Annotated in this window: 27 protein-coding genes and 1 tRNA gene; 17 read left to right on the top strand and 11 right to left on the bottom strand. The window is 64.6% G+C overall.

The window, feature by feature from the left end:
* Positions 1-32: 32 nt before the first annotated feature.
* The 3 genes from AUR64_RS14415 to AUR64_RS14405 form a co-directional block, all read right to left on the bottom strand.
* The gene (locus AUR64_RS14415; protein WP_058582630.1) at positions 33-2,267 is read right to left on the bottom strand and encodes an amino acid permease; all 2,235 of its coding nucleotides are present in this window, start codon (positions 2,265-2,267) and stop codon (positions 33-35) included.
* A gap of 215 nt (positions 2,268-2,482) precedes the next feature.
* On the bottom strand, positions 2,483-2,935 hold the full coding sequence (locus AUR64_RS14410) for a universal stress protein (RefSeq protein WP_058582629.1): 453 nt from the start codon (positions 2,933-2,935) through the stop codon (positions 2,483-2,485).
* 106 nt (positions 2,936-3,041) lie between these two features.
* Positions 3,042-3,455, bottom strand: a complete 414-nt coding sequence (locus AUR64_RS14405; RefSeq protein ID WP_058582628.1) for a hypothetical protein — start codon at positions 3,453-3,455, stop codon at positions 3,042-3,044.
* Positions 3,456-3,564: 109 nt separating this feature from the next.
* On the opposite strand from AUR64_RS14405, the gene AUR64_RS14400 reads away from it, so the two are divergent.
* The 4 genes from AUR64_RS14400 (at position 3,565) to AUR64_RS14385 (ending at position 6,762) form a co-directional block, all read left to right on the top strand.
* The gene (locus AUR64_RS14400; RefSeq protein ID WP_058582627.1) at positions 3,565-4,182 is read left to right on the top strand and encodes an adenylate kinase; all 618 of its coding nucleotides are present in this window, start codon (positions 3,565-3,567) and stop codon (positions 4,180-4,182) included.
* Between the two features lie 77 nt (positions 4,183-4,259).
* On the top strand, positions 4,260-5,174 hold the full coding sequence (locus tag AUR64_RS14395) for a DUF106 domain-containing protein (RefSeq protein WP_058582626.1): 915 nt from the start codon (positions 4,260-4,262) through the stop codon (positions 5,172-5,174).
* Positions 5,175-5,309: 135 nt separating this feature from the next.
* Entirely contained in the window at positions 5,310-5,888 is a 579-nt protein-coding gene (gene cmk / locus AUR64_RS14390) for a (d)CMP kinase (protein WP_058582625.1), read from the top strand.
* 1 nt (position 5,889) lies between these two features.
* The gene (locus tag AUR64_RS14385) at positions 5,890-6,762 is read left to right on the top strand and encodes an RNA-guided pseudouridylation complex pseudouridine synthase subunit Cbf5 (RefSeq protein WP_058582624.1); all 873 of its coding nucleotides are present in this window, start codon (positions 5,890-5,892) and stop codon (positions 6,760-6,762) included.
* Positions 6,763-6,796: 34 nt separating this feature from the next.
* Here the strand turns inward: AUR64_RS14385 and AUR64_RS14380 are convergent, their stop codons facing one another.
* Positions 6,797-7,324, bottom strand: a complete 528-nt coding sequence (locus tag AUR64_RS14380) for an NUDIX hydrolase (protein WP_058582623.1) — start codon at positions 7,322-7,324, stop codon at positions 6,797-6,799.
* Positions 7,325-7,745: 421 nt separating this feature from the next.
* Here AUR64_RS14380 and AUR64_RS14375 point away from each other — a divergent pair, with 421 nt between their 5' ends.
* The gene (locus AUR64_RS14375) at positions 7,746-8,825 is read left to right on the top strand and encodes a succinylglutamate desuccinylase/aspartoacylase family protein (RefSeq protein ID WP_058582730.1); all 1,080 of its coding nucleotides are present in this window, start codon (positions 7,746-7,748) and stop codon (positions 8,823-8,825) included.
* Positions 8,826-8,936: 111 nt separating this feature from the next.
* A tRNA-Pro gene (locus AUR64_RS14370) sits at positions 8,937-9,007 on the top strand.
* A gap of 206 nt (positions 9,008-9,213) precedes the next feature.
* On the opposite strand, the gene AUR64_RS14365 is transcribed toward AUR64_RS14370, so the two are convergent.
* Positions 9,214-9,459 carry a hypothetical protein gene (locus AUR64_RS14365; RefSeq protein WP_058582622.1) on the bottom strand — a complete coding sequence of 82 codons (246 nt, stop codon included), beginning with the start codon at positions 9,457-9,459 and terminating at the stop codon, positions 9,214-9,216.
* Positions 9,460-9,884: 425 nt separating this feature from the next.
* Here AUR64_RS14365 and AUR64_RS14360 point away from each other — a divergent pair, with 425 nt between their 5' ends.
* The 6 genes from AUR64_RS14360 (at position 9,885) to AUR64_RS20955 (ending at position 15,545) form a co-directional block, all read left to right on the top strand.
* The gene (locus AUR64_RS14360) at positions 9,885-10,667 is read left to right on the top strand and encodes a DUF4129 domain-containing protein (protein WP_082230796.1); all 783 of its coding nucleotides are present in this window, start codon (positions 9,885-9,887) and stop codon (positions 10,665-10,667) included.
* Entirely contained in the window at positions 10,664-11,299 is a 636-nt protein-coding gene (locus AUR64_RS14355; protein ID WP_058582620.1) for a DUF7269 family protein, read from the top strand. The genes AUR64_RS14360 and AUR64_RS14355 overlap by 4 nt, the downstream gene beginning before the upstream one ends.
* Positions 11,296-12,549 (top strand): DUF58 domain-containing protein, encoded by a 1,254-nt coding sequence (locus AUR64_RS14350; RefSeq protein WP_058582619.1) that lies wholly within the window; start codon positions 11,296-11,298, stop codon positions 12,547-12,549. Before AUR64_RS14355 ends, AUR64_RS14350 begins: the two co-directional genes overlap by 4 nt.
* Positions 12,546-13,229 (top strand): DUF7519 family protein, encoded by a 684-nt coding sequence (locus tag AUR64_RS14345; RefSeq protein ID WP_058582618.1) that lies wholly within the window; start codon positions 12,546-12,548, stop codon positions 13,227-13,229. The genes AUR64_RS14350 and AUR64_RS14345 overlap by 4 nt, the downstream gene beginning before the upstream one ends.
* 169 nt (positions 13,230-13,398) lie before the next feature.
* Entirely contained in the window at positions 13,399-15,327 is a 1,929-nt protein-coding gene (locus tag AUR64_RS14340; protein WP_058582617.1) for a right-handed parallel beta-helix repeat-containing protein, read from the top strand.
* A 59-nt stretch (positions 15,328-15,386) separates the two neighbouring features.
* The gene (locus tag AUR64_RS20955) at positions 15,387-15,545 is read left to right on the top strand and encodes a hypothetical protein (protein ID WP_169794669.1); all 159 of its coding nucleotides are present in this window, start codon (positions 15,387-15,389) and stop codon (positions 15,543-15,545) included.
* Between the two features lie 709 nt (positions 15,546-16,254).
* On the opposite strand, the gene ilvD is transcribed toward AUR64_RS20955, so the two are convergent.
* Positions 16,255-18,024, bottom strand: coding sequence for a dihydroxy-acid dehydratase (gene ilvD, locus AUR64_RS14330; protein ID WP_058582615.1), 1,770 nt, complete (start codon positions 18,022-18,024; stop codon positions 16,255-16,257).
* A 129-nt stretch (positions 18,025-18,153) separates the two neighbouring features.
* Here ilvD and AUR64_RS14325 point away from each other — a divergent pair, with 129 nt between their 5' ends.
* Positions 18,154-20,244, top strand: coding sequence for a S9 family peptidase (locus tag AUR64_RS14325; protein ID WP_058582614.1), 2,091 nt, complete (start codon positions 18,154-18,156; stop codon positions 20,242-20,244).
* A gap of 6 nt (positions 20,245-20,250) precedes the next feature.
* On the opposite strand, the gene AUR64_RS14320 is transcribed toward AUR64_RS14325, so the two are convergent.
* Entirely contained in the window at positions 20,251-20,940 is a 690-nt protein-coding gene (locus AUR64_RS14320; RefSeq protein ID WP_082230795.1) for a MogA/MoaB family molybdenum cofactor biosynthesis protein, read from the bottom strand.
* A gap of 157 nt (positions 20,941-21,097) precedes the next feature.
* On the opposite strand from AUR64_RS14320, the gene AUR64_RS14315 reads away from it, so the two are divergent.
* Genes AUR64_RS14315 through AUR64_RS14300 form a run of 4 tightly spaced genes read left to right on the top strand, consistent with a single transcriptional unit; the run spans position 21,098 to position 23,833 of the window.
* Positions 21,098-22,141, top strand: coding sequence for a zinc-binding dehydrogenase (locus AUR64_RS14315; protein ID WP_058582612.1), 1,044 nt, complete (start codon positions 21,098-21,100; stop codon positions 22,139-22,141).
* Positions 22,128-22,484, top strand: a complete 357-nt coding sequence (locus tag AUR64_RS14310; protein ID WP_058582611.1) for a hypothetical protein — start codon at positions 22,128-22,130, stop codon at positions 22,482-22,484. Before AUR64_RS14315 ends, AUR64_RS14310 begins: the two co-directional genes overlap by 14 nt.
* Before the next feature lie 45 nt (positions 22,485-22,529).
* Positions 22,530-22,934, top strand: coding sequence for a DUF4864 domain-containing protein (locus AUR64_RS14305; protein ID WP_058582610.1), 405 nt, complete (start codon positions 22,530-22,532; stop codon positions 22,932-22,934).
* A 2-nt stretch (positions 22,935-22,936) separates the two neighbouring features.
* Positions 22,937-23,833 carry an alpha/beta fold hydrolase gene (locus tag AUR64_RS14300; RefSeq protein ID WP_058582609.1) on the top strand — a complete coding sequence of 299 codons (897 nt, stop codon included), beginning with the start codon at positions 22,937-22,939 and terminating at the stop codon, positions 23,831-23,833.
* A gap of 34 nt (positions 23,834-23,867) precedes the next feature.
* Here AUR64_RS14300 and AUR64_RS14295 read toward each other — a convergent pair whose 3' ends face one another.
* The 4 genes from AUR64_RS14295 to AUR64_RS14280 all read right to left on the bottom strand — a co-directional run bounded on the left by AUR64_RS14295 (position 23,868) and on the right by AUR64_RS14280 (position 26,299).
* Positions 23,868-24,572 carry an SDR family NAD(P)-dependent oxidoreductase gene (locus AUR64_RS14295; RefSeq protein WP_058582608.1) on the bottom strand — a complete coding sequence of 235 codons (705 nt, stop codon included), beginning with the start codon at positions 24,570-24,572 and terminating at the stop codon, positions 23,868-23,870.
* A 178-nt stretch (positions 24,573-24,750) separates the two neighbouring features.
* Positions 24,751-25,179, bottom strand: coding sequence for a hypothetical protein (locus AUR64_RS20575; protein WP_155120617.1), 429 nt, complete (start codon positions 25,177-25,179; stop codon positions 24,751-24,753).
* 76 nt (positions 25,180-25,255) lie between these two features.
* Positions 25,256-25,690: a desampylase gene (locus AUR64_RS14285; protein ID WP_058582606.1), complete on the bottom strand. Its 435-nt coding sequence runs from the start codon at positions 25,688-25,690 to the stop codon at positions 25,256-25,258.
* A gap of 6 nt (positions 25,691-25,696) precedes the next feature.
* The gene (locus tag AUR64_RS14280; protein ID WP_058582729.1) at positions 25,697-26,299 is read right to left on the bottom strand and encodes an NUDIX hydrolase; all 603 of its coding nucleotides are present in this window, start codon (positions 26,297-26,299) and stop codon (positions 25,697-25,699) included.
* Between the last annotated feature and the right edge of the window lie 3 nt (positions 26,300-26,302).

Below are 26,302 nucleotides of genomic sequence, written 5' to 3'. Positions count from 1 at the left end.
CGAAAATCGATTTTTCGCCGTCCGGACGGCGCTCAGTTGCTACCGAACAACCGCTCGCGCAGCGTCCGCTTCCGCTTTTTCTCGGCGAGCAACACCGAGCAGTCGACGTCTTCGACGACGTTCAACACGAGGCTGTCGGTGAACAACCGCGAGAGCAGGCCGCGTTCGGTCGCACCGACGACGAGCATCGTCGCGTCTCTCGCGTGGCTTTCGATGGCCGCTTCGACGTCGCCGGATTCGACGACCAGTTCGGCGTCGCCGAGTCCGTGGTTGTCGGCCCAGCCTTCGAGGAACTCACGTCCCTCCGACTCGTCGTCGGCGACGTGTAGAAGCGTCACCGTCGACCCGTACTCCGCGCGGAGCAACTTGGCGATGGCCGCCGAGAGGTCCGAGTCCGGGCCACCCGCGGTGGGAACGAGAATGCGCGAGGCGTCGAACCCGCGGTCTCTGAGCACGAGGAAGTCACACGGGAGCGAACTGGCGAGTTCGTCGATTGCGCTCTCTGCGCGCCCCGGCGACCCGTGGGCGTCCGGCCCCCAGCCCATGACCGTCAGGTCGGCGTCGTACGTCCGCGCGGCGTCGAACACTTCCTCGAACGTTCGGTGCGAGAGAATCGTGTGCGTCTCCACGGGCACGTCGAACGTCTCGGCGTCGTCGCGGGCGCGTTCGAGCAGTCGGTGGGCCGCGTCGTAGTCGCCTTGCCGACGAGCGGCCTCCAAGGAGGTCTGGTCGGGCACCTGCTGGATGTTGACGGCGACGACGGTGCCGCTTTCCTGTTTGGCGATGGCGCTTGCGAGCGTGATGAGGTCCGTCTGGTTCTCGGGATTTGCGAGTGGTACCATCACGCGGTACTGACCGCCGTCGGGTTTGACCGTCGTGGCGGCGGAGACGGCCGGTTCGGGCATCCGGTCGGCACGACTGAGGATGTAGTCGCTGAGGACGCCCTGTTTCGTGGTCCGCGAGCGTGCGTAGAACAGGTACCAGAGGACTGCGAACGCGACGAACGCCGCGCTGAACGCGATAGTGACTCGCGGTTCGATAAAGGCGATGAGTGCGAACGAGAGAATCGAACCGACGATGGGCGTCACCGGGTAGAACGGCACGGTGTAGGACGGGTCGTACTCCTCGACGTCGGCTTCACGCATCACGATGAGCGCGATGTTCAACAGTCCGTAGATGACGAGGTGGAGCACGCTGCCCATCGTCGCCAACGTGTCGATTGGCGCGACGACGATGAAGACCAGAATGAACCCGCCCGTGACGGCGATAGAGCGGTACGGCGTGCCGAAGCGCTCGTGTATCTCGTTGAGGTCCGGTGTGACGATGGCGTCACGACCCATTGCGAAGTTGATGCGCGAGGAGGCGAGAATGCTCGCGTTCGCGCTGGACGCCGTTGCGAGTAGGCCGCCGATGAGCATCGCAATCGCCCCGGCGGGACCGAGGATGAGCTCTGCGACTTCGACGACGGCGATGTTGCCCGCGGCCTCCTGTTCGGCGATGAACCCCTGTTCGACGGCGGCGCTCATCACGATGAGCACCAGCGCGTAGATGAGCGTCACGATGACGACGCTACCGATGACCGCCCGCGGGAGGTTCCTGTCGGGGTCTTTGATTTCTTCTGCGACCGACGTAATCTGGACGAAGCCGAGATAGGAGACGAAGATGAGACCCGTCGTCGTTATCATCGGGCCGAAGCCGCGACTCTCGGGGAGGTTCGCCGGGTCCGCGCGAAGCGACCCGACGACGGTGAACACCGCGAGAATCGCCACGAGGATGACGACGATGATGTTCTGGAGTTTGCCGGTCTCCTTCGCGCCGACGTAGTTGATGAGGACGAACAGCGCCGCGCCTGCGAGCGCTATCAGTTTGACGGGGTCGATACCGAATCCGGCGACGCCGATGGTGTCGGAGAGACCGGCGATGTTCTGGACGTACTGGCCGAAGCCGACCATGTAGAACGCCGAGGCGAACGCCAGACCCATCCAGTTAGCCCATCCGGCGACGGAGCCGAAAAGCGGTCCCAGTGCGCGGTTGACGTAGAAGTACGCACCGCCGGAACGCGGCATCGCCGTCCCGAGTTCCGAGGCCGAAAGCGCCGTCAGCAGCGCGATAGCGCCGCCGACCAGAAACGAGACGACGGCGAACCAACCGGCCTGCTGGATGGCGGTTCCCGGGAGGACGAAGATACCTGCGCCAATCATCGTCCCGACGCCGATAGTCAACGCCGCGAGCGGACCGAGGTCTTTGGCGAGTTCTTCGTCAGCCATGAGAGGACCACAACGATGAGACGCTACGCAGTGCTGTTCGGGGGTACGACATAGCAGATAGATACCGCGCTATCCGTTTAAGTAATTTGGAATACGCAGTTCGGGAACGTGCGTTGGTTTTTGTAGGTCGGTGGCGGAACGGCAGCTTCCGTCGGCTCTCAGTGCCGTTCGACGACTCTCAACGGCGCTCGACGACCTGTCGACTCGCTCTCCGATTAGTTCGAGGTGGGGAGAACGACGACGGGCCGGTCGGCATCTTCGACCAGGGAGTCAGAAACGTCACCGGTCAGCAGTTTCGCCCACTTGCTACCGCCGCGGGGTGAGAACACGATAGCCGAGGCGTCTTCCTCGCGGGCGACGTCGAGGATGGTGGCGGCGACGTTCGTGCCGTAGGCGACGCGAGTTCGTACGTCGACACCCGCTTCTGCGGCCAGTTCTTCGATGACGGCGAACGCTTCCGAAGCGTGTTCTTCGCGTTGCTCGACGGAGGCTTTGTCCGGCGCGCCGCCGGCTTTCTCGACGACGTGGAGTGCGAGCATCTCGCCGCCGACGGCGGCGATTCGAGGCAGTGCGACCCGCGCCGTCTTCTCGGCGTCGTCGTCGCCGGCGACAGGGACGACCGGACGAGCAAACAACGACGTATCGGCGGCCGAGTTAGAATCGGGCATGCCACCACCTACGAGAGCGAACGGTATAGCGTTCAGTGTCGGAGCGAGACGCGAGAGAGATGAGAGAAGAGCGAAGCGAGAAAGAAGAGAGAAAGGAAAGCGACGCTCAGACGGCGACGACCCACACGCGGTACTCCTCGCCGTAGCCGTACACGTCCTGAAACGTCCGCTCGAAGAAGTCCGCCAGCCGATTCGGGTCGGCGCGGGCGGTGATTCGGACGTTGGTTCCCTCGGCGTCTTCGGGCGTCTCCAGTTCGTCGATGCGGAACTCGGGGTAGTCACCGACCAACTGCTTCAGTCGGTCGAGTTCGGCGTCCGTACAGTCGACGTTGACCGTCTGCTGGAAGAACTGTAGCCACGGCGGTGTCGGGTCGTCGACTTCGGTCTCTTCGAGTTCGGGTTCCTCGGCGGCGTCGACCTGAATCGTGAGGAAGTCGCTCGCGCGCGTCCGGTGTGCGGAGACGGCGTCGGCGAACAGTTTTCGGCGTTCGGACGGGGTTTCGGCGTCGAATCGAGTCATACGGGAAGCGACGACGGCGGGCGGGAAAACCCGACCGATTCGGGCTTTTCGTTGGGGTGGTATCGGCGGCTATCTTCAGGTCTTTATCCCCGGAGGGTGATGGGCAGGTATGAGCGACAAGAAGGTGCTGTTACTCGGTGCGCCCGGCGCAGGCAAAGGAACCCAGAGCAAACGACTCGCCGAGGAGTTTTCGCTCGAACACGTCACGACCGGTGACGCGCTCAGAGCGAACAAGGATATGGAGACCGAGTACGGCACTCCGCGCGAGTACATGGACGCGGGTGAACTCGTCCCCGACGGCCTCGTCAACGAAATCGTCGAGGAGGCGCTCTCGAACGCCTCCGGATTCGTCCTCGACGGCTACCCGCGAAACCTCTCGCAGGCGGAGTATCTCGACGACATCACCGACCTCGACTCGGTTATCTACCTCGACGTGAGCGACGACGAACTCGTTCGCCGTCTCACCGGCCGCCGTCTCGACCCAGAGACGGGCGACATCTACCACACGGAGTTCGACATGCCCGACGACGACGAAATCGCCGACCGGCTCGTCCAGCGTGACGACGACACCGAAGACGTCGTGCGCGAGCGTCTCCGCGTCTACGAGGAGAACACCGCCGAGGTCATCCAGTACTACCGCGACAGCGACGAACTCGTCGAAGTCGACGGCGAACAGACGCCCGACCAGGTGTTCGAGGACGTCAAATCCGTCGTCACAGACGCCTGAAGCGGGCGGAAAGCACGGACGCTCACCGCTGAGTCGATAGTAAAAGCTTCTTAACCGGTGGTAGCCAATCTCCGGCAATGGCAAGAGTCGAATCGAGAGTGCGTTCGCTCGTCTCCAACAATTCGGAGATGGAGCGAGCGATAGAGGTCGTCTTAGACCGCTCCGAGAACGGTGAGGTTCGGTGGGTCGACGTACGCGACGACCTTTCGAGCGGCCAGTGGGGCCGTCTCATCGAACAAGGAATCCTCGTCGACGGCGAGGAGGGCTTCCGTATTCAGGACCCCGACGCCGTCCGTGCGGGTCTCAACGGAAGCGCCGACTCGTCGTCTTCGTCTTCATCCTCGTCGAGCGGCGACGACATCGAGACGACGACGTGGTCGAAGTGGGACAAAGGAGCGGCCGTCGTCACCGTCGGCCTGTTCCTCGGCTACTCGGTTGCAGCGGTACGCAACGTCGTCGGCGGCGCGTTCGACGTGTTCCTCGGCCCGCTGGCGGAGATGCTTCCGTTCTACGCCGTCGTGATGATTCTCGCGATGGGCACGGGTCTGTACTCGACGATTCTGCAGGCGAACCTGATGGACATGGACAAGATGGGCCAGTATCAGGCGCGGATGAAAGACCTGCAGGACCGCCGCAAGGAGGCCCAAGAGAACGACGACGACGCCGCACTCGAAGCGATACAGGAAGAGCAGATGGAGGCGATGGGCGAGCAGATGGGGATGTTCAAAGAGCAGTTCCGCCCCATGGTGTGGATTATGTTCCTCACCATCCCGGTGTTCCTCTGGATGTACTGGGCAATCGGCATCGGCGGCGGCACCCAGCACGTGACGCTGCAGAACATCGTCATCCCGCTGGCCGGCGAAGTGTCGTGGAAGGAGGGCATCGTCGGGCCCATCCAGACGTGGATTGTCTGGTACTTCCTCTGCTCGATGGCGTTCTCCCAGATCATCCGCAAGGGACTGAACATCAGCACGACGCCGTCGACGTCGTAATCTCGGTTCTTCTTTCCGTCCGGACCGCTCCAGCGACGGCGACGTGTGTCGTTTCTGCTGACGTCCACCGTGTGACCCGCTCGCGCCCCCGCCGGCAACGACAACACCTTTCAGTTGCTCCTGCCGAGAGGGAGTATGTTGCTAACCGTCTCCGGCCCGCCGGGCAGTGGTAAGAGTACCACGGCGGCCGGACTCGCCGAGGCGTTCGGCTACGACCACATCTCCGGCGGCGATATCTTTCGGACGCTCGCCGAGGAGCGCGGCATGTCGCCCGTCGAGTTCAACGAACTCGCCGAGGAGGACGACCAGATAGACCGCGATTTGGACCGTCGCCTCTCGGACATCGCCGCCGAACGCGACGACGTCGTGCTCGAATCCCGACTCGCCGGTTGGTTGGCGGCCGACCACGCCGACTTCCGTATCTGGCTCGACGCGCCGCTGTCGGTCCGCGCCGACCGCATCGCCGACCGCGAGGAGAAACCCGTCGACACCGCGAGAGAGGAGACCGAGCGCCGCGAAGCCAGCGAGGCCAAACGCTACATGGCGTACTACGACATCCCAATCGACGACCTCTCTATCTACGACGTGGCGCTCAACACCGCCCGTTGGGGTCCGGACCCCGTTCTCGACACGCTCGTCTCGGCCGTCGAAGCCTACGACGCCGCCGACGACGAAGGAAAGTACCCGGTGACCGGCGTCCGCTACGACTTCTGAGATGACGATGCGCGGCCCACCCCAAGAACGGTCACTCGACGAACTGCTCGCCTTCGGCGTCGTCAACCTCGACAAGCCGCCCGGCCCCTCGGCCCACCAAGTCTCGGGGTGGGTCCGCGACCTGGTGGGCGTCGAACGCGCCGCTCACGCGGGTACGCTCGACCCGAAGGTCACCGGCTGTCTACCCGTCCTCACCGGCGACGCGACGCGTCTCGCCCAAGTGTTTCTCGAAGGGACCAAAGAGTACGTCTCGGTACTCGAACTTCACAAACACGCGCCGAGTGACCTCGAAGCCGTCGTCGCCGAGTTCGAGGGCGACCTGTACCAGAAACCCCCACGCAAGAGCGCCGTCTCGCGCCGCCTGCGCACGCGTGAGATTTACGAGTTGGAAGTGCTCGAACTCCAAGAGCGACAGGCGCTCCTCAGAATCCGCTGTGAGAGCGGAACCTACATCAGAAAACTCTGCCACGACATCGGTCTCGCGCTGGGAACCGGTGCGCACATGGGACATCTCCGCCGAACGGCGACGGACCCCTTCGACGACACCGACCTCGTGGGGATGTACGACCTCGCCGACGCGTTGGCGTTCGCCGACGAGGGCGACGAGTCGTTTCTCAGAGAAGCCGTCGCACCCGCAGAACAGGCGCTCACGCATCTTTCCTCGCTCACTATCGCCGAGAGCGCGGCCGAACAGGTCGCCACTGGCGCACCCGTCTACGCACCGGGCGTTTTGGACGCGGACGACGACATCGAACGCGACGAACTGCTCGCCTGCTACACGCCCGACGGCGCGGCGGTCTGTCTGGGTCGTCTCGTCGGCGACCCCGAGGCCGAGCGTGGAATCGTCGTCTCGCTCGAACGCGTGCTCGTTTGAGCGCGCAGTTGTGTCGTTCTCTCGGCTTCTCGCACTACACCAGTCCTTCGTACCGCGAGAGAAGTAGCGGCAGCAACGTCCAGTCGGTCACCGGTTGGTGTCGCGCTTCTTCGAGTGCGTCGTCGACCGAGAGCCGACGGACGGAAGTGAACTCGTCGTCGTCGGTCTGCTTCTCGCCGGGCGTGAGTCCCGTGGCGAAGACGACACCGCGTCGTTTTCGGAGCCACGCGACCGGATAGCTCGTCTCCAGTAAGCGGAGCGAGTCGGCGCGGTAGCCCGTCTCCTCGCGGAGTTCGCGGGCGGCGGCTTCGACGAGCGACTCGTCTTCTTCGACCGCACCGACGGGACAGGAGAGCACCGTCTCGCCGAGTCGCGGGCGGTACTCCTCGACGAGGACGATTTTTCCATCCTGTTCGGCGACGACGCAGACCGAATCGCGGGTGTCGGCCCACATTCGACCTTCGGTTTCGTCGTCGGGGCGGCGGAGGTAGTCGTAGCCGACGCGGGCGTCGTCGCTACCGACCGAGACGGTGCGGAGAACGGACCAGTCGTCCGAGGTCATCGGATGACCGTCGACGGCTCAGGATATAGTTAGCCACTGCTTGAACCGTTCTGGTTCCGTGTTTCGACTCGGCGAGTGGAATCGACGAGAACGCTGCCGGTGACTCCGGGCCCCAACCGAGGGATTCCCGCCGGCAGCGTCCCGAAAGAGACTGGGTAACGTACTAGTATTTTTGGTTTCGGCGATTCGTTACGGCGATTCATCCGACGATAACTACTCACCACAGTACATATCGTGTTAATTTCTAGAAGTTGTTCAGTAATCGAGCCAATACCCCAGATAAGTCTCTGATATGGAATGTGAAACAAATTGGGCCGTCGAACTGGATTCTGGTTCGACGATAGTCGACGAGAGAACGACCCGACTTCGACTCGTCTGCCGGCGGACGCAGTCTTTTGACGGTGCCGGGAGACCGACGCTTGTGAACGTCGGAACTGCGGAAGCACGACGCGGAGAACTGACCCGTGGATGGCTGAAAGCGACCGGTCTCCCGACGGGTGGCGACGAACAACTCCCCGTTCTCGTCGCCCGTGGCGAGCGTGATGGCCCGACGCTGTGGCTCACCGGTGGCGTCCACGGCGACGAAGCGACGGGTGTCGCCGTCGCCCAAGACGCGATGCGCGAGGAACTCCCGGCGCTGCTCTCCGGAACCGTCGTCTGTGTGCCACTCGTCAATCCGGCGGGCCTCCGTCGGAACGCCCGAACGTCGTACTACGCCGACGACGACCCGAACCGGTACTTCCCGGACCCCGAGGGCGAGTCGACCCGCCCGCCGAAGACCCAAGAGCGAATCGACGAACGACTGTACGAAGCTCTCGTCGACTCCGCGGACGCACTCGTCGACTTGCACACCGCCCAAGTCGGGTCGGTTCCGTTCTCTATCCGCGACCGCGTACTGTACGGCGAGCGACGAACGAAAGAGGAAGCCGAGTCGCTGGCGGACGAACTCGCAAGCTTGGTCGAGGCGTTCGGCCTGCCGATACTCACCGAGTACCCCGCCGAGGAGTATCTGGACCAAGGACTGCACCGCTCGACGGCGGGCGCGGCGCTGAACGCCGCCGGGATTCCGTCGTTCACGGCGGAACTAGGCGGACACAGCGTCGTCGAAGAAGACGTTCGGGCCGCGGGCGTCGCGGGCGTGTACGGCGTCCTCCGCGAACTCGGGATGATAGACGAAATTCCAGATGGTGTCGCCGAACCCGGAACCGGCGTCCCGCCTGCGCCGGTGGAGTTCCCGGTTCGACGGGCGGTCCACCCGCGGACGGAGACGGCCGGACTGGTTCGTCACCGCGTCGAGGCCGGCGAGGCCGTCTCCGCGGGGGACGTGGTCGCCGACATCGTCACGCCGCACGGTGAACCGGTCGACACCGTCGAATCCGAACACGACGGCTATCTCATCGGTCGATACGAGGGGTTGGCCGTCTACGAAGGCGACGCGGTGGCGAGCATGGCCGTCCGCGACGATGACGAGTTAGTCGTGCCGCGCGAGCAAGACGACTGAGACGGGAACGCGAGCGACTCGCGTGCGAGACGCTACCGCGTCGCTGTCGGGCGATTTTCGTTGCCGTCGAAACGAAGGTGTTAAACGAGGGTCGCCCGTTAGCCAAGTTGCGGGACCGTAGGGTAGTGGTATCCTCTGCCGATGGGGTCGGTAGGACCTGAGTTCGAATCTCGGCGGTCCCACTTTTACGAAGTAAAATGGGTGCTCGGAGGCGAGCGCAGCGAGTCTCCGTTGGTCCCACTGTTTCTGTTCGCCGAGCGACAGCGAGGCGTACAAACGTCTCGAACGACGATACTCGAGTAGACGACGCCATCGTCAACTAACAACGAGAGTTCGACAGACGGTAGCGGCAAGTCGAGAGCGAATCGAGCAGAAACGGTCGTTAGAGTCACCCACGTACGACGAACCAGACGTCGATGGCCAAACAGAGTATCCCAACACCGAGGAGTCCGGCCCCCACCGAACGCTCCAGTGCGGCGAGCACGTAGAGACCACCGAGTGCGACGAACACGTACAGGCCGCGAAGGAGCCACCGCCACCCGACGTTGAGCGCCCCGACGATTGCGGCGGCGATGCCGACCAACAACTCCTCGAACAGCCCTGCGACGGCGTCGAACAGTTCGTCGAAAATCACAGTCGATTCCACTGTGTTCCATTCTGTCAGATGAACGTTCCGGTATGGGTGCAGCAATATTTGCCGGTTTTGTCGTGGTGTCCGTCGCTCTCCCGGTTCCGTGTGATATCGACTATCCCCAGAATCTGGACTCACAGGCCGTCTATCGGCGTTATTACTCGGCTAAACCGAGTGACGGCCTGACCACTCACCGTGTCGTCCACCACCGACTGGTAGGATTTTGAGAATGTTGCTTTTAGCGACTGTATAATATGAAGAACAGTCACTATTTCCTATCTATATTTCCGTACCGAACAAAATACCTATGAGAGTGGACATCGGAAACTCCTTCGAGTCGGATAACTCGCGCCGTCTAACCATCCCGCACGAGGAGAATATCTACACATGCGATACGTCACAACTGCCCACCACACCCGCTGTCGACCATGAATAGGGACGGAGTGCTCGCCATCGCCGTCGCGGCGTGCTGTCTCTTCTCGCTCGGGACGGCCGCCGGCACGCTCGATTCGTCGGTCCAGACGGACCCCGACGACGTCATCGACATCGACTCGTCGATGCTGCCCGTCGGTGCCGACCAACTCGACGAACTGAAACAGACGCTGACCGACCCCTCCGCAGGCGGCGGTGAGGGGGAGACGAAACAGCAGCAACAGAAGAAAGTCCAGACACAGAAACAACAGCAGCGAGAGCAGTCAGTCGACCAGCGCGAAGAACAACTGGTCAACAGCGACTTCAGTCCGGACGAATCCGGCGACCAAGTACCACCCGAAGAGTCGCTGTGGGAGAAACTGCTCGCCTTCCTCGAATCGCTCCTACCGTTCGCTGCCATCGCTGGCTTGCTGCTGGTGGCGTGGACCTACCGTGACCGCCTGAGTGCCGCCCTGCGCCGGTGGCTCCCCGGCGACGACGACGGAACGGCGACGGCCGCCGAACCGGTCGGCGACCCGAACCCACAGGACGAGATATCGGCGGCGTGGTGCGAGATGCTCGCCGCCGTCGGCCTCGAACGCGAGACGAAACTCACCCCACGCGAACGCGGTGAGAAAGTCGTCGAACAAGGAGAGAAAGGCGACAGCGACGCCGTCTGGGGACTCACCTCGCTGTACGAGAGCGTCCGCTACGGCGGCGACGAGGTAACGGAAGAACGCCGCGAATGCGCTCGCAACTACCTTCGTCGCTTCCGCGGCAACTCCGGAGGGGACCGATGAAAGCTCGTCGTCTCCTGTTGGCGGGTACCGGTGTCGTCGTCTTGCTGCTCGGCTTCCTCGGCGGCGACTTCCTCCCGACCGAAGGCCTCGTCGACCTGCTCGGCAACGACTACCTCTTGATGGCGCTCTTCGCCGGCGTCGGACTGCTCGTCGCCTTCTCGGTGCTCGCGTCCGGTCGCAGCGCACGCCTCGAACAGGCGGAGATGCCCGACGCCGAGCGTCCAGTGTCGGCACCGTCGCCCGGTGAAGGATTCGACGAGGCGCTGTCGGACTGGCGGCTGTCGATTCCGATTCTCGGGCGTCGTCGCCGCGCGTCGCTCCGAAACCGCCTCCGCCGTGCCGCCATCGAAACGCTTCGGACGGCAGAAGGCTACGACCGAGCGGAGGCCGAACGCCGTGTCGACGAAGGAACGTGGACCGACGACGAGACGGCCGCCGCGTTCCTCCGAACCGAGTCATCGCTGCGCGCCGACGGTGGTGAGCCGAGCGGACCGAGGCGAGCCTCGTCGCAAGCAGAGCGCAGCGACGGTGGAACACCCGCGAAGTCCTCACCGGGCGCACGTGGCACCCGCGACGCCGCCCGCCAAACGGCCGAAGAAATCGCGCGACTCGCCAGCGAGGTTCGACGGTGAGTCAGCACCAGACCCACCGCTGGCGCGGTGTCGTTGCGCTCTCGTTCGTCGCAGGCGCAATCGGACTACTCGCAGACCGGCCGAACCTCATCGTCCTCGCGGGCGTCGGCATCGTCTTTGCGACGTACCCGCGACTCACCTCGTCGCCGGCACCGGTGCTCGAACTCGACCGACGCGTGAGCGACCGCTCTCCGAACCCCGGCGACGTGGTCGACGTAACCGTGACGCTGCGCAACGCCGGCGAGAACACGCTCGCGGACCTCCGTATCGTCGACGGTGTCCCGGCGGCGCTGTCGGTCGTCGACGGAACACCCCGTCGCGGGGCCGCACTCCGACCCGGCGCGTCGGTGACGTTCGAGTACAGCGTCGAAGCGCAGTCCGGCCAGCACAGTTTCATCCCGGCGACCGTCGTCACCCGCGACATCACCGGCGAACACGAACGCGAGACGACCGTGAGCGACGAGACCGAACTCACCGTCACCGGTCGCTCGGACGCACCCGCGGGCCGCGACGTGACCCTCGATACGGTCGGCCGCGTGCTCTCCTCGAACGAGGGGTCGGGACTGGAGTTCACCCGAACTCGCGAGTACCGCCGCGGCGACTCGATGAGTCGCGTCGACTGGAAGCGCTTCGCCCGCTCGGGCGAGTTGACGACCGTCGAATACCGCGAAGAACGCTCGATGTCGGTCGTGTTGGTCATGGACGCCCGACCGGAGGCGTACCGCGCGCTCGCGGACGAACCGAACGCAGTCGTTCGCAGCGTCGCCGCGGCCAAACAGTTGCTCGAACCGCTCTTTGCCGGTCGCAATCAGGTCGGTGTCGCCGCCTTCGGCCGCGAGTTCTGCTGGCACTCGCCGGGCGGCGGGACGAACCAACGCGTCGAACTCCACCGACTGTTCGACACACATCCGGCGTTCGCACCGACGCCGCCGCGGGACGCACCGCCGCTCGACGAACAGGTCGAACTGCTCCGCCAGCGACTCGACTCGAACACGCAGATATTCCTGTTCTCGCCTTTGTGTGACGACGAAATCGTCACGGCCGCCCGGCGACTCGACGCCTACGGCCACGCGGTGACGACGGTGAGTCCGGACGTGACGGACGAAACGACCGTCGGCGAACGACTCGCGGCGACAGAGCGCGCCGCGCGAGTGTCGACGCTCCGGCGAACCGGTATCCCGACTGTCGACTGGGGGCCGGACGCGCCGCTGGAGTCCGCACTGGCGAACAACCGGAGGGCGATGGCGTGAGCGGCACGTTCGTTCGCAAGCCCGCACTGTTGAGTTCGACGCTGGCGCTGCTCGTCGCCGCGGCGGCGACGGTGCACGTCACCGACGTAACGGTCGCTGCAGTCGCACTCGTCGCCGGTGGTGTTCTCGTGACCGGCGTCGGAGCGACGCTCCAGAGCCGTCGCGAGACGGTGCTTCGGTGGGTCGTCGTCGCCGCCGGCGTCGGCGTCTCGCTCGTCGGCGTCGCCATCGGTGCCAGCGAGGCCTCCGGTCCCGGGGCGCTCGTCCGGACGCTCCCGAGTCTACTCGGCGTGCTCGTCGTCGGACTGGCGCTCGCACCCGTACGAAACAGCGGCTCTCGCGGCCTGTTGAAGGCCGGTGCAGCACTGTTGTTCCTGACCGTGCTCGTCAGCGGCCTTCTCGACCCGGAGACACTCGAACCGCTGCTCGTCGGGACGGTGGCGACGGTGCTCGTCTACGACCTCGGCGAGCAGGCTATCAACGTCGGCGAGCAACTCGGCCGAAGCGCCGAGACGAAGAGCCTCGAAGCGACGCACGCCGCCGGCAGCGTCGGCGTCGGCGTCCTCACGGTGTTTCTCGGCGGCGAGATAGCGACGCTCGGCTCCGGAGGGCTGTCGCTGTCGGCGCTGGTGCTCGTCGTCGTCGCCGTCCTGCTGCTGGCGGCGGCGCTCCACGAGTGACCGGCGCCACTTCGCGAGTGACACCAGCGGGTGGTCCGTTGTCAACTCCCTATACTCTTCATAATCGCTGAGTTACCGTTTACCGGGTCGACGCTGTACGTCCAGCCGACTGGCTCTCCCGGCGTCGGTGGCGCCGGCGACGAATCCGATACTCCCTACCTATCTATCGATGAGAAAACTACCACGACGAGAACTGTTAGCGCTGCTTGCGGCCGGTGGGACCTCTACCGGCGGCTTCGCTGCCGTCGCCGACGGGGGACGGTCTCACCTCCATCCGGGTGAACGACTCCGTATCACCGGCGGCGGCATTGACGGCGACGGCCGCCCGCCGGCGTCGGCGTCGGAGTGGGACGTCTATCTCGGGACGACCCAGACCGGCGACCTGCTGCCGTTCGTCTCGACGCGCGACGGCTGGCGACGACACGGGTTGGCGACCCCGTCGATGAACACCGGCCACATCCGCGGCGTCGCCGACTACGTCGTCCGCAGCGAGGGCGAACTCGAACGCGCGTTCGAGAACCTCTCGGCCGGTGAGACCATCCGTATCGACCCCACGAACGCACCGTATCGGACGACCGACTGGCTGGATATCGACGTCGACGGCGTCACGGTCGTTGGGCCGGGCGTGCCGAGACTCCTCAAGCCCGCAGACGGTGCGAACGTCGGTGGCATCCGTATCGGGCACAACGCCCCCTGCCAAGACGTGACGATTCGAGACGTCGGCTACCACGGCAACGCAAAAAACCAAGACGATACCGCGAAGAAACTCCACGGGATAATCGTCCGCGACGCGTCGAACGTCGTTCTCGCGGGCAATTCGGTGACGCGGACTCACCCGTTCCGCGAACACGGCGACGGCGGCAGCGCAATCAGCGTCGAACGCGGCAGCGCGAACGTCAGAATCGTCGACAACCGCATTCGCGAGTACGGTGACCGGGGCATCCAACTCGGCGGCGAGAACATCTTCGTCTCGGGCAACATCGTCACCGAGGGGACCGACCGCCCCATCGCCTGTGACCTCTGGTCGCCCGAGGGGAAAAACGAGGTCGCAAACACCGTCATCATCACCGGCAACATCGTCGGTAACAGCCACCAAGGAAGTCTGACCGGTATCGCCAGCGGCCCACCGGGTGCGACGGCCGACGGTGCGCACGTCACGGTGTCGAACAACATCGGCTTCGGCTACCACAAATCGTTCTGTCACGTCCGCGGTCCCGGCACGGTCCACAACGTGACGATTCGGGGCAACGTGAGCGTCCAGTCGACAGAGGGCCTTCGAACAAAAAACACGACGAAGTTCGCGGGCGTCGCTATCGACCCAGAACAGGGTGGCCGCAACATCACCGTCGCGGGAAACAAACTCGTCGGCTACAGTCGCCACGGCGTCAACGTCCAGAGTCCGGCCACCGACTTCGAGGTGGTGAACAACATTCTCACCGAGGCCGCGGAGACGGGCGTCCGCATCAAAGACGCTCGAAACGGGCGCGTCGACGGCAACACGGTCACGAATCCGGGCGCGGACGGCATCCTCCTCGACGACGCGGAGGCGGTGTCGGTTCGGAACAACCGCATCCGCGGGGCGACGCTCCCCGGCATCACCGCCGAAGGCGGCGCGGGTGGACACGAACTCGCGGGCAACCACATCCACCAGCGTGACGACGCCGAACCCGGCCTTCCCGGCGTGTTGGTCGGCAGTTCCGAAACCGTCGTCGCCGGCAACACGATTCGACAGACTGGCGACGTGGCGTTGCTCGAACTCGAAGCGGCGTCGGCGAACCTCTACGCGAACAATCGCTCTATCGGCGGTGAGGCCGACGTCGACCCCGTCGGGAACCCGTGGCGAATCCGCAGTTCGGACGCGCGGGTCAGAGACCACACGCCCGCGTTCGACGCACACTACGGGGTCACGCCGACCGACGGCGAGGTCCGAGTGCAGTTCCAGAAGCCGTACGTTCGCCACCCGAAACTCTCGTTCGGTCGTCGCGGCGGCGGTATCGAGTCGATTCGGTACCGGACGAACGACGACGGCGCGTTCGTCGGCGCGACGCTCACCGTCGGCGGCGACAGTCCCCTCGACCTGTTCGTCGAGAGTCCCTAATCGAGGAGAGACTCTCTCCGGGGCGTACGTTTAGGTGTCTCGCTGGCGTACTCGAACGTATGGACCTCACACAGTACACCGACGACATCGGCCCCGGACTGCTCATCGTCGCCGGCCTGATTCTGTTTCTCATCCCCGAACCCGCGACGTCGACGCTCGGCATCGGTCTAATGCTGTTCGGCCTCGCGTACTGGTTCTACGAGTGGGGTCGGCCCTGACCGACGCGGGTACGACCGTCTGACCCCCGAGTACGTCCCCGAAGGCATTTATCCAACCCTCACGAGCCGACTGGTTGTGCAACAGCGCGTAGCGTCGAACGGACCGGCCAACGACCGTCGGGCACTTCCTATCGTCGTGTTCGGGGTTTTGGTCGCGCTAGCCCCACTTATGCTTGCTCCGTTTCCCGGTGGTGGTGGTCCGATTACGTTTATCGTTCGTCTGGTGCAGGGCCTTGCAGTCGTAGTCGGTATTGGCGTGGTCGGTGCCGGGTATCGTTCGTATCGGACAGGCAAGTTCCGGTTCTCTCTGGCAGTCGTCCTGTCGATACTGAGTCTGATTCTGGTTGCTGGAATCGGTGGATTGGTCGAAACGTCGGCCAACTTGTTCATCCCAATCGGCGTGTGGCTTCTAGCGATTTCCGTGGTCGTTGGCCTGTCTGTGGTGCTCGCGTTCCGCCTCACGCACGTCGACCCATCTTGAGCGGTGGGCGATTGCGCAGTCCACGCTCGTTCACACTATCCATGAGTCCGAGCCATCTTCTCTGCAGTACGCCACCGAAATGCGCTCACTGAGGATGTGTCCGAACTCTCTACTCAGTCGTCGCGCTTCACCGCCGGGTTCGCACACCCACCTTTTTCCGTCGTCAGGAGCGCAGAGCGCTTTCTCCTCCGCAAAAATCTGGACCAAAAAGACCGCTCAGCCGCCCCGCTATTCGTCTCGCTTCACCGCCGGATTCGTCACCGCGCCGTTGGCCGCCGACCCGAACGACTGGCCGTACTTCGCCAGCACGCCCGCGGTGTAGTTCGGCGGGTTCGGCTCCCAGTTCTCGCGGCGTTCGTCGAGTTCCTCGTCGCTCAATTCGACCGCGAGCGTCCGGTTCGGGATGTCGACGGTCACCTCGTCGCCGTCTTCGAGCAGCGCGATTGCGCCGCCCGCGGCGGCTTCGGGGGCGACGTGGCCGACCATCGGCCCGCGCGTCGCACCCGAGAAGCGGCCGTCGGTCAGAAGCGCCACGTCGTCCTCGTGGCCCTGTCCGACGACGGCGGCGGTGACGCCGAGCATCTCGCGCATGCCGGGACCGCCCTGCGGCCCTTCGTTGCGGATGGCGATGACGTCGCCCGACTCGATTTTGCCCGTCTGGACGTACTCCATCGCGTCCTCCTCGTTCTCGAAGATGCGGGCGGGGCCAGTGTGATGGAACGCGTCGTCGCCCGTCGCTTTGATGACTGCGCCGTCGGGTGCGAGGTTGCCTTTCAGAATCTTGATTGCGCCCTCGTCGTAGAACGGGTCTGACACCGGCTTGAGGAAATCCACGTCGATAGTGTCGTCGTCGGGCAGGTCGAGGTGGTCGAGTTCCTCGGCCATCGTCCGACCGGTGACCGTCATCGCGTCGCCGTGCAGCAGGTCGGCGTCGAGCAGTCGCCGGAGGACGACCGGCACGCCGCCGATGTCGTGGAGGTCCTTCATCACGCGCGTGCCGCCGGGCTGGAGGTTCGCAATCTTGGGCGTGCGCCGGGAGATATCGTCGAAGTCGTCGATGTCGAGGTCGACACCCGCCTCGGCGGCCAGCGCGAGCAGGTGCAGGACGGCGTTCGTGGAGCCACCCATCGCCACCTGCAGGGCGATGGCGTTCTCGAACGATTCCCGCGAGAGGATGTCGGAGGGGCGGCGCTCGTTTGCGACGGCGTCGAGTGCGAGTTCGCCCGCGCGTTCGGCGATGTCGTAGCGCTCGTCGGACTCGGCGGGCGCGCTGGCGCTGCCCAAGGGTGCGAGGCCGAGCGCCTCCGAAATCGACGCCATCGTGTTCGCGGTGAACATCCCGCCGCAGGAGCCCGCACCGGGACAGGCGTGGCGTTCGAGGTCGTCCAACTCGTCGGCGCTCATCTCTCCCTGCGCATATGTCCCGACGCCCTCGAAGACGTTTTGGACGGTTACGTCGCGTCCCTCGTGTTGGCCCGGGAGAATGGAGCCACCGTAGAGAAAGACGGTCGGGAGGTCGGTGCGGATGGCGGCCATCATCATCCCCGGGAGGTTCTTGTCACAACCGGCGACGGTAACCAGCGCGTCCATTCGCTCGCCGAAGGCGACGAGTTCGACCGAGTCGGCGATGATTTCCCGAGAAATGAGCGAGGCCTTCATCCCCTCGGTCCCCATCGAGATGGCGTCGGAGATGGTGATGGTGCCGAACTCGATAGGCATTCCCTCCGCCTTCTCGACGCCCGAAATGGCGGCGTCGGCGACGTCGTCTAAGTGGACGTTACAGGGTGTGATATCGGCGGCGGGATTGGCGACGCCGACCATCGGTGCGGAGAGGTCCTCGTCGTCGAAGCCCATCGCGCGGAACATCGCACGGTGCGGGGCGCGCTCTGCGCCCGAGGTGACCTCCGAACTCGGGAGGTCGGGGTCCTTCTCGCCGGCGAACCGGTCGGCGTCGGCCCCTTCTTGGCCCTCGTCCGGGTGTGGTTGCTGTTGGCTCATGTACCGCCCTTGCCGCGGAGCGGCTTAAATCGCCGCGACGAAACAATGCTTGCTGTCGAATCGAGGGACTGACCCGGCGACCCGTTCCGCGACCAGAACCGACATGTGGTCCGGTTGAGAGGTGGAGGCATGGCAGACCCGCTCGAACTCGACGATTTCTACGACCTCCGACGAATCCGCGGCGTCGCCGTCTCGCCGACCGGCGAGCGCGTCGCGTTCGTCGTCGCCGAGAGCGACCCCGACGCCGACGAGACCCGAACCTCGATTTTCGTCGCGCCGACCGACGGGAGTCGCAAACCGCACCGACTCACCCGTGCCTCCGACGCCGGGTCGGCGAAGTGGGGGCCGAACGGAGAGACACTCGCGTTTCTGGCGAGTCGTAAGCGAGACGTGGCGCTCGACGTCGGTCGGAACGACGACGAGGATGACGAGAGCAGCGAGAACGACGATGGGTCGCAAAACGACGGCAGCGACGACGAACCGAAGTCGCAAGTCTGGCTGTTCGACCTCTCGCTCGGCGGCGACGCCCGTCAGGTGACCGAGTTCGACGAAGGCGTTCGAGAGTTCGACTTCTCGCCCGACGGCGAGCGGATGGTCGTCGCCGCGCGCGACCCCACAGAGGAACAGCAGGAGTACCTCGACAGTCGTCGCGACGGTGGACCGGTCGAAATCACGCGCCTCCAACACAAGCGCGACGGCATGGGATTTTTGGACGACATCCGCAGCTACCTGTTCGTCGTCGACATCGAGAGCAGAGAATCCGAACGACTCGACGACGCCTACACGCGCGGTGCGATGAGCACCGGCGGGCTGCATCCCTCGTGGGGTGCAGGCGACCGAATCGCCTTCCGGTCGTACCGCGGCGAGAACCCCGACCACACGTTCGAGCAGGACCTCTACACCGTCTCGACAGATGGTGGGGACCTCCGACAACTCACCGACAGCGACCTCGGCGTCTCGAACCTCTGTTGGGATTCGACGGGCGAGCGAGTCGCCTTCGACGGCGCGAACCCGACGAACACCTACCATCCGACCGAGGTGTACGTCGTCGACGACGTGGCGGGCGCTGAGCCACGGTCGGTCTCCGCGTCGCTGGACCGCACCCGTTCGCGGGGCGGCGCGCCCGCATGGGTGAGCAACGACCAACTGCTCGCGCCCATCGGCGACGATGCGCTGACACGACTGGTCCGTCTCAGCGCGGAGCAAGACGACCCCGAGCGCGTGTTCGAAAATCAGGGGACCGACCGGACGATTACGCAGTTCGCCGTCGGTGGGGACTGTGCCGTCGTCTGCCTGAGCCACCCGAGCGACGGGGCTGACTTGTACACGCTCGACACCGCGAATCCGGACGAGAGCGACCCCGTTCGTCTGACCCGGCTGAACGACGACCTGCTGTCGGACGCCGCACTGCCGACCTGTGAACGCGTTCACTACGAGAACGGCGACGGAACCGAGGTCGAGGGACTGGCGTACCTTCCCGAGGAGTTCGACCCCGATGCGGAGTCGTATCCGGTCATCGCGCACATCCACGGCGGTCCCACCGCCTACGACGCGCCCGGATTCAGCTTCGATTACAGCTACTGGACCGGGAAGGGATACGTCGTTTTCAACGTCAACTACCGGGGGTCGACCTCCTACGGCCGCGCGTTCAGCGAATCCATCCGCGGCGAGTGGGGGCCGCGCGAGGCCGACGACATCGTCTCGGGCGTGCAAGAACTCGTCGAACGCGGGTGGGCCGACGCCGACCGTCTGTTCATCTCCGGATTCTCGCAGGGTGGCATCAACACCGCCTACGTCGTTACTCGCACCGACATGTTCGCGGCGGCCGCGCCCGAACACGGCATCTACGACTTCTACTCGCTGTTCGGCACCGCCGACTTACACCAGTGGTACGTCCACGACATCGGCCTGCCGTGGGAGAAACCCGAGGAGTATCGGGCGATTTCGAGCATCGACGACGTGGACCGAATCGACACGCCGCTTCTCGTCACCGCCGGTGGCGAGGACTGGCGCTGTCCGCCCTCACAGGCCGAACAGTTGTACGTGAGCGTCCGTCACCGCGGCGTCGACGCGAAACTCGTCGTCTACCCCGACGAGCACCACAACATCGGTGACCCCGAGCGCGCGACCCATCGCCTTCACGAACTCACCGAGTGGTTCGAAACGCACGACCCGGCGCGTGAGGACGAGTCGACCGAACCGTCGTCGAACACCGAGTAACGGCGCTCACTCCTCGTCGTCTTCGCCGTTTCCGTTCTTGTCGTCGCGCCGCGACAACCCGGCGAGGTGGCCCGCTTCGGGGACGATGATATCCTCCGCGCCGAGACGCGCGGCGTTCTCGCTGCCGGGCAGGCAGAACACGGGAACGCCGTCCGTAACACCCGCGGTAGTGCGGGTGCCGACGACGCGGGTCCCGATTTCGTCGTACGAGAGCGTCCGAAACAGTTCGCCGAAGCCGGGTAGTTCCTTCTCCAGAATCGGTTCGACGGCCTCTACGGTCACGTCGTCGGGCGTCACCCCCGTGCCGCCCGTGGTGACGACGACGTCGGTGTCGTCGCGGGAGACCAGACGGTTGACCGCCCCCTGCACGCCGTCGTACTCGTCGGCGACGAGTTCGCGCGTGGCGAGTTCGTGCCCCTCCGCCTCGAACGCCGCCGAGATGGCGTCGCCCGCGGGGTCGTCGTCGAGCGACCGAGACGAGGAGACGGTGACGACGGCGTATCCGAGCGTCTCGACGTCGTGATGGTGGTGGTCGTGATGGTCGTCGTCGTCGTGATGGTGGTGGTCGTGATGGTCGTCGTCGTCGTGATGGTGGTGGTCGTGATGGTCGCCGGCATTGGACCTGAAGCCAAGTCGGTCCTCGTCGGCGTCGTCCGAGTCGTGGGAGTCGTCGTGACCGTGTGCGTCTTCGCTCATGTCCCGTGATTCGTCCGGGGGCACCAAAACTCCGGGCGACGCGCAGGCGACGCGAAGGCCGGGGAAGGAGCTGTCGATGGGTTCGACAGATGACGAACTATAGGCAAGTTGTTTGACGAAACACACAGTTTTGACCTGCCGGGTTCTGCATCGCAGTATGAAGGCCGTCCAGTTCTCGGAGCACGGCGACCGCGACGTAATCGAGTACGGCGAGTTCTCGGACCCCGACCCGGAACCCGACGAGGTGCTTGTCGACGTCAAGGCGGGCGCGTTGAACCACCTCGACATCTGGACGCGGAAAGGGATGCCCGGCATCGACTTGGAGATGCCGCACATTCCGGGGAGTGACGCGGCGGGTGTCGTCGAAGCCGTCGGCGAGAAAGTCACTCGGTTCGAGGAGGGTGACCACGTCGCCGTCAGCGCGGGCGTCTCCTGCGGTCAGTGTGAGTTCTGCCGTGACGGTGACAGAGCGCGCTGCGTTCGCTTCCACATCATCGGCGAACACGTCCGTGGCGTCCACGCCGAGCAAGCCGTCGTCCCCGAGGAGAATCTCGTTTTGGTTCCCGACCACGTCGACTGGGAGGTCGCCGGGTCGGCGTCGCTCGTCTTCCAGACGGCGTGGCGGATGCTCATCGACCGTGGCGAGTTGGAGGCCGGCGAGAAGGTGCTCGTCCTCGGCGCGTCGGGCGGTGTCGGCCACGCGGCGGTTCAAATCGCCGACTACGCGGGCGCGGAAGTGTACGCCACCGCCTCAACCGAGGAGAAACTCGACTATGCGAAAGAGTGCGGCGCAGACCACGTCATCAACTACGAGGAGGACGATTTTGCCGCCGAAATCCGCGAGTTGACCGGCAAGCGCGGTGTCGATATGGTCGTCGACCACATCGGTGAGGCGACGTACTCCGACTCGCTGAAGAGTCTCGCCAAAGGCGGCCGCGTCGTCACCTGCGGAGCGACCACCGGCGGCAACCCCGGCGCAGGGCTGAACCGCATCTTCTGGAACCAGTTGTCGGTTATCGGGTCGACGATGGCGACGCCCGGGCAGGTCGACGACGTGCTCGAACTCGTCTGGGACGGCACCTTCGAACCGCGTATCCGCGAGACGCTGCCCATGAGCGAGGCCGAACGCGCCCACGAGATGATAGAAAACCGTGAGGGCTTTGGCAAGGTAGTCGTAATACCCGACAGTGAGTACGAGTAGCGAGGATTCGTCCGCGGAGAAAGAAACCGAGGGAAGTCGTGGCTCGGAGGAGTCACGAGCAGGTCGGACTGCGTCCGACGGTGGGTACGTTCATCGCCCCGACGGCGAACCCCGCACGGAACCCGAACCCTCGGGATTCGGCGACCGCGGGTGGGCGCTCGTCGCCGCCGTCGTTCTCTCGTTTCTCGTCGTTCCCGGGGTCATCTACCTCGTCCCCGGCGCACCCGGCGAACTCGGCCTCTCGTTTTTCGCCGCGATGCTCGCGCTGCCGTTGGTTCCGGCGCTCATCCTCGGCTTGACCGCGGTGTGGTCGATGACGGCCGCGACGCGCGGTGAGAAGTAGTCTCGCGGCAAGCAGCTATTTGGAGACGTACGCCGTACGTAGTTCATGAACGAGCAGTATCGACGCCACGGGCTTCCGCGACCGACCCCGGAGCGTTCGCCTGCGGAGGTCGTTGAACTCCAACTGGAGAGCCTCGAACGCAACGACAACCCGTATCTCGGCAGCGGTATCGAGACGACGTACGCGTTCGCGTCCGCGAAGCGCCGACGTGCCTCCGGGTCGCTCGAACGCTTCACCCGAGCGGCCCGAAGCGACGTGTACCGACCGCTTTTGGACTACGACCGGGCGGCGACGACGCCTGTCGAAGTCAGCGGCGACACCGCCAGACAGGAAGTCGTCGTCGTCACACCCGACGGCGAAGAAGTCCGCTACGAGTTCCGACTGTCGCGTCAACGCGGCGGCGAGCACGACGGCTGCTGGCTGACCGACGACATCGTCCCGATGGAGTGACGATGGCCAGCGACACCGACACAGAGACCGCACCGGTCACCGACGTTCCCGGCGAGTCGACGTACGTCGAGACGAACGGGATTCGATTGCACACGGTTCAGGCCGGCCCCGAAGACGGCCCACTCGTCGTGTTGCTCCACGGCTTTCCGGAGTTCTGGTACGGCTGGCACGACCAGATTCGGCCGCTCGCAAACGCGGGGTTCCGAGTGGTCGTCCCCGACCAGCGCGGCTACAACCTCAGCGACAAACCCGACGACCTCTCGGCGTACGACATCGACGAACTCGCCGCCGACGTGGTCGGTCTCCTCGACGCACTCGGACGCGACACTGCCGCCGTCGTCGGCCACGACTGGGGCGCGGCCGTCGCGTGGTGGGTCGCACTTCACTACCCCGACAGAGTCGACCACCTCGGCATCATCAACGTCCCGCATCCAACGGTGTTCCGTCGGACGCTCAAGCGCAGCGTCAGCCAGAAGCTTCGCAGTTGGTATATGGGTTTCTTCCAAGTACCGCAGGTGCCCGAACGGTTGTCGAAGGCCGGCGACTTCCGACTGCTCGTTCGGACGATGCGCCAGTCGAGCGAACCGGGGACGTTCTCGCGGTCCGACTTCGAACGCTACCGGCAGGCGTGGGGGCAACCCGGCGCGTTCACGGGCATGGTGAACTGGTATCGAGCCGTCGCCCGCTCGCGTCCAAACCCCGAAAACGGCCACGTCAAACCGCCGACGCTCGTCATCTGGGGGGCGAAAGACCAGTTCCTCAAAAAGTCGATGGCTCGCGAGAGCGTCGATATGTGCGAACACGGCCGACTGGTGATGCTCGACGACGCGACCCACTGGGTCCAACACGAGCACCCCGTCCGCGTGAGTCAGTTGCTGAAAGAGTTCCTCGCCGAGTAACTGGAATCGCCGGTCCCGTTTTCGATACCGCCCGTTACCAGTCGATGACCTGCTTGTCGCGCCAGAACTTCCCGGCGGGACTTTCGGGTCGGAACCGACAGAGCCACACGGGCGTCTCGGCTCCCTTTTCGACCGGCCTGCTCGCGTCCTCACCACCCATCTCCGTCCGGACCCACCCGGGACAGACCGAGTTGGCAAGCAACCCATCGTTTCCGTACTCGCCGTGGAGATACGCGGTCAACCCGTTGAGGCCCGTTTTCGAGATTCGGTAGGCCGCCGACCCGCCGGACTGCGCTTCACCGAGTGCACCCATCCCCGACGAGAGATTGACGACACGGCCACCCGGTTCGGCCGTGAGCGCCGGCAGCGCGTACTTCGTGACGAGCATCGGCCCGCGGAGATTCGTCGCCAGCGTCCGGTCGAGTTCGGGTGTCCGCGACGCCGAGAGCGACTCGCTCGGGCCGATGACGCCCGCGTTGTTGACGAGGATATCCAGTTGGCCTTCGTCGTCGTCGATGGTCGCCATCGCCTCGTGGACGTCGCCCTCTTGGGTCACGTCGAGGAGGACGCGGCGCTGGTCGTCTGGAATCTCGTGGCTGGCGCTCCGCACACCGGCGTACACCGTCGCGCCGAGGTTCGTCAGTTCGGCGGCGATTTCCCGGCCGATACCGCGGTTCGCGCCGGTAACGAGCGCTACCTGTCCGTCCAGCGAGTCGTACAACTCGGGGTCGGGAGTCATCTACTGGCGGTTGGTCGTGCGGGTGGTTAGGGGTTTTTGAATTCTTGCCGGGTCTGGTCGGACTTCTTCGGCGTGACAGTGGTGTATGTCGCCGCTGAGTCAGAAGGCGACATCGTTCGTGCGGACAAATCGAGGATTCGGGCGGGATTCGTCAGTCGGCAACTGCGTCATTCAGTGGTCAGATTGCGCTTTGCACCCGGGGAAGCAAGCGGAACGTAGCTACGTACGCACCGGCGAGCACCAACGCACAGGACAGGGCGATGAGTGAGTGCTGGACGAGTACCACCACAACGAACGACAGTAGGGTCTTTGAGGTACCCCAGAGTGGGTCGGCGAGCAGCGGCGACGAGAGAATTTGGAGTACGAGGACGCGGACGAAAATCATCAGACAGAACACGACTACCGAGAAGAGCGTGAACTTGCGCAACGAGATGTCCTTGTAGAGCATCAGTAGAGGCGTAGCCAGTACACTTGCTGGATACGCAACAGCCAGTACTGCTAAGCCAATCGAAGACACCATCAGTACACTCGCAAATGCACCGATAATCATCCAACACGGGAGGATTGCTGCCACCGCTTTCGCCAACTCTCTGGAGGTGAAGCGCATCTCGAACGGACCGGTCGTGACTCTCGGGACGCTGTTTATTATATTTTTGAAACTAATATGGTCGATTTATCGACCATCACTCAGTCTCTACGCCGAGCGTCTCGAAGCGCTCGCCGCTCCAACGCCACGCCCGTATCTCGTCGTTTCGAGGCGAGACGATGAGGTAGACGTACCCCTTCCACGTCGCTTCTTTTCTATCAGTTTCGCTCGGCCGCGCCGGACTCTCGGGATGGGAGTGGTAGAAGCCGACCACGTCGCGCCCCGCGTTTTCGGCCGACTCGATAGCTTCGAGCGTCGTTTCTGGGTCGAGTTCGTAGCGTGTTCGTGGGTCCGCAGCGACGTTCGGCACTCGGCGGACGCCGGTCACGGTGTCGGGTGTGTTCTCGTCGCCTCGGTCGCCGACCAACACGCCGCAGACCTCTCTCGGAGTGTCGCCACTCGCGCCGTCACGGGCGTGCGAGAAAATCGAGTCGGCAGCCGCCGTCGACAGAGAGAGGTGTGACGACGGCATCGAGGTTCAGTCCAAATCGCGGCGCATCGCAATCTCGAACCACGGGCAGAGACGCAGTTGGCGGTACCAGTCGGGGTGTTGGTGGAGATGTTCGTAGTCGACCCAGAGCAGGCCGGCGATTTCGTCCTCGTCGGGGTCGAGGCTCACGTCGTCGAGCGTCAGTTTCAGCACCGAGCAGACCTCCCACTCGACGCCGTCGGCACCGGAGACAGACGGGTAGTAGCGCTTGTACTCGAACTTGTCCGTCACGCGGAGGTCCGAGTACTGGTCGGGCGTGACGCCGAGTTCGTCTTCGAGGCGCTGACGGGTCGCTTCCTCCTGACTCTGACCGTCCTCGGGGTGGGAGGCGACGGTGCCGTCCCAGTGGGTGTCCCAGAGGCGCTTGGTGGGCGAACGCTGGCCGAGGAGGATTCGGCCTTGGTGGTCGAAGACGAGTGCGGTGAACGCCCGGTGGCGGATGCCGTCGCCGGTGTGGGCGGTGAGGCGGTTGACGACCTCTTGCTTCTCGTCGTTCTCGTCGACGGCGACGACGTTCTGACGGGCGTTCTTGTGAACCTCGTCTTCGGCGGTGGTCGCTTCCGACCCCGTACCGCTCGAATTCGTACTCATACG

It is taken from the genome of Haloprofundus marisrubri (assembly GCF_001469955.1).
Classification (GTDB): Archaea; Halobacteriota; Halobacteria; order Halobacteriales; family Haloferacaceae; genus Haloprofundus; species Haloprofundus marisrubri.
The sequence above is the reverse complement of the archived record's forward strand: the minus strand, read 5'-3'. Positions and strand labels throughout refer to the sequence as shown.

Excerpts from the sequence above, each read along its gene's own strand:
- AUR64_RS14410 (WP_058582629.1), bottom strand. The coding sequence starts at position 2,935 with ATGCCCGATTCTAACTCGGCCGCCGATACGTCGTTGTTTGCTCGTCCG.
- AUR64_RS14315 (WP_058582612.1), top strand. The coding sequence starts at position 21,098 with ATGAAGGCCGTCCAGTTCTCGGAGCACGGCGACCGCGACGTAATCGAG.
- AUR64_RS14295 (WP_058582608.1), bottom strand. The coding sequence starts at position 24,572 with ATGACTCCCGACCCCGAGTTGTACGACTCGCTGGACGGACAGGTAGCG.
- AUR64_RS14415 (WP_058582630.1), bottom strand. The coding sequence starts at position 2,267 with ATGGCTGACGAAGAACTCGCCAAAGACCTCGGTCCGCTCGCGGCGTTG.
- AUR64_RS14385 (WP_058582624.1), top strand. The coding sequence starts at position 5,890 with ATGACGATGCGCGGCCCACCCCAAGAACGGTCACTCGACGAACTGCTC.
- AUR64_RS20955 (WP_169794669.1), top strand. The coding sequence starts at position 15,387 with ATGGACCTCACACAGTACACCGACGACATCGGCCCCGGACTGCTCATC.
- ilvD (WP_058582615.1), bottom strand. The coding sequence starts at position 18,024 with ATGAGCCAACAGCAACCACACCCGGACGAGGGCCAAGAAGGGGCCGAC.
- AUR64_RS14355 (WP_058582620.1), top strand. The coding sequence starts at position 10,664 with ATGAAAGCTCGTCGTCTCCTGTTGGCGGGTACCGGTGTCGTCGTCTTG.
- AUR64_RS14380 (WP_058582623.1), bottom strand. The coding sequence starts at position 7,324 with ATGACCTCGGACGACTGGTCCGTTCTCCGCACCGTCTCGGTCGGTAGC.
- AUR64_RS14340 (WP_058582617.1), top strand. The coding sequence starts at position 13,399 with ATGAGAAAACTACCACGACGAGAACTGTTAGCGCTGCTTGCGGCCGGT.
- AUR64_RS14320 (WP_082230795.1), bottom strand. The coding sequence starts at position 20,940 with ATGAGCGAAGACGCACACGGTCACGACGACTCCCACGACTCGGACGAC.
- AUR64_RS14300 (WP_058582609.1), top strand. The coding sequence starts at position 22,937 with ATGGCCAGCGACACCGACACAGAGACCGCACCGGTCACCGACGTTCCC.
- AUR64_RS14280 (WP_058582729.1), bottom strand. The coding sequence starts at position 26,299 with ATGAGTACGAATTCGAGCGGTACGGGGTCGGAAGCGACCACCGCCGAA.
- AUR64_RS14325 (WP_058582614.1), top strand. The coding sequence starts at position 18,154 with ATGGCAGACCCGCTCGAACTCGACGATTTCTACGACCTCCGACGAATC.
- AUR64_RS14400 (WP_058582627.1), top strand. The coding sequence starts at position 3,565 with ATGAGCGACAAGAAGGTGCTGTTACTCGGTGCGCCCGGCGCAGGCAAA.
- AUR64_RS14305 (WP_058582610.1), top strand. The coding sequence starts at position 22,530 with ATGAACGAGCAGTATCGACGCCACGGGCTTCCGCGACCGACCCCGGAG.
- AUR64_RS14285 (WP_058582606.1), bottom strand. The coding sequence starts at position 25,690 with ATGCCGTCGTCACACCTCTCTCTGTCGACGGCGGCTGCCGACTCGATT.
- AUR64_RS14405 (WP_058582628.1), bottom strand. The coding sequence starts at position 3,455 with ATGACTCGATTCGACGCCGAAACCCCGTCCGAACGCCGAAAACTGTTC.
- AUR64_RS14395 (WP_058582626.1), top strand. The coding sequence starts at position 4,260 with ATGGCAAGAGTCGAATCGAGAGTGCGTTCGCTCGTCTCCAACAATTCG.
- cmk (WP_058582625.1), top strand. The coding sequence starts at position 5,310 with ATGTTGCTAACCGTCTCCGGCCCGCCGGGCAGTGGTAAGAGTACCACG.
- AUR64_RS14360 (WP_082230796.1), top strand. The coding sequence starts at position 9,885 with ATGAATAGGGACGGAGTGCTCGCCATCGCCGTCGCGGCGTGCTGTCTC.
- AUR64_RS20575 (WP_155120617.1), bottom strand. The coding sequence starts at position 25,179 with ATGCGCTTCACCTCCAGAGAGTTGGCGAAAGCGGTGGCAGCAATCCTC.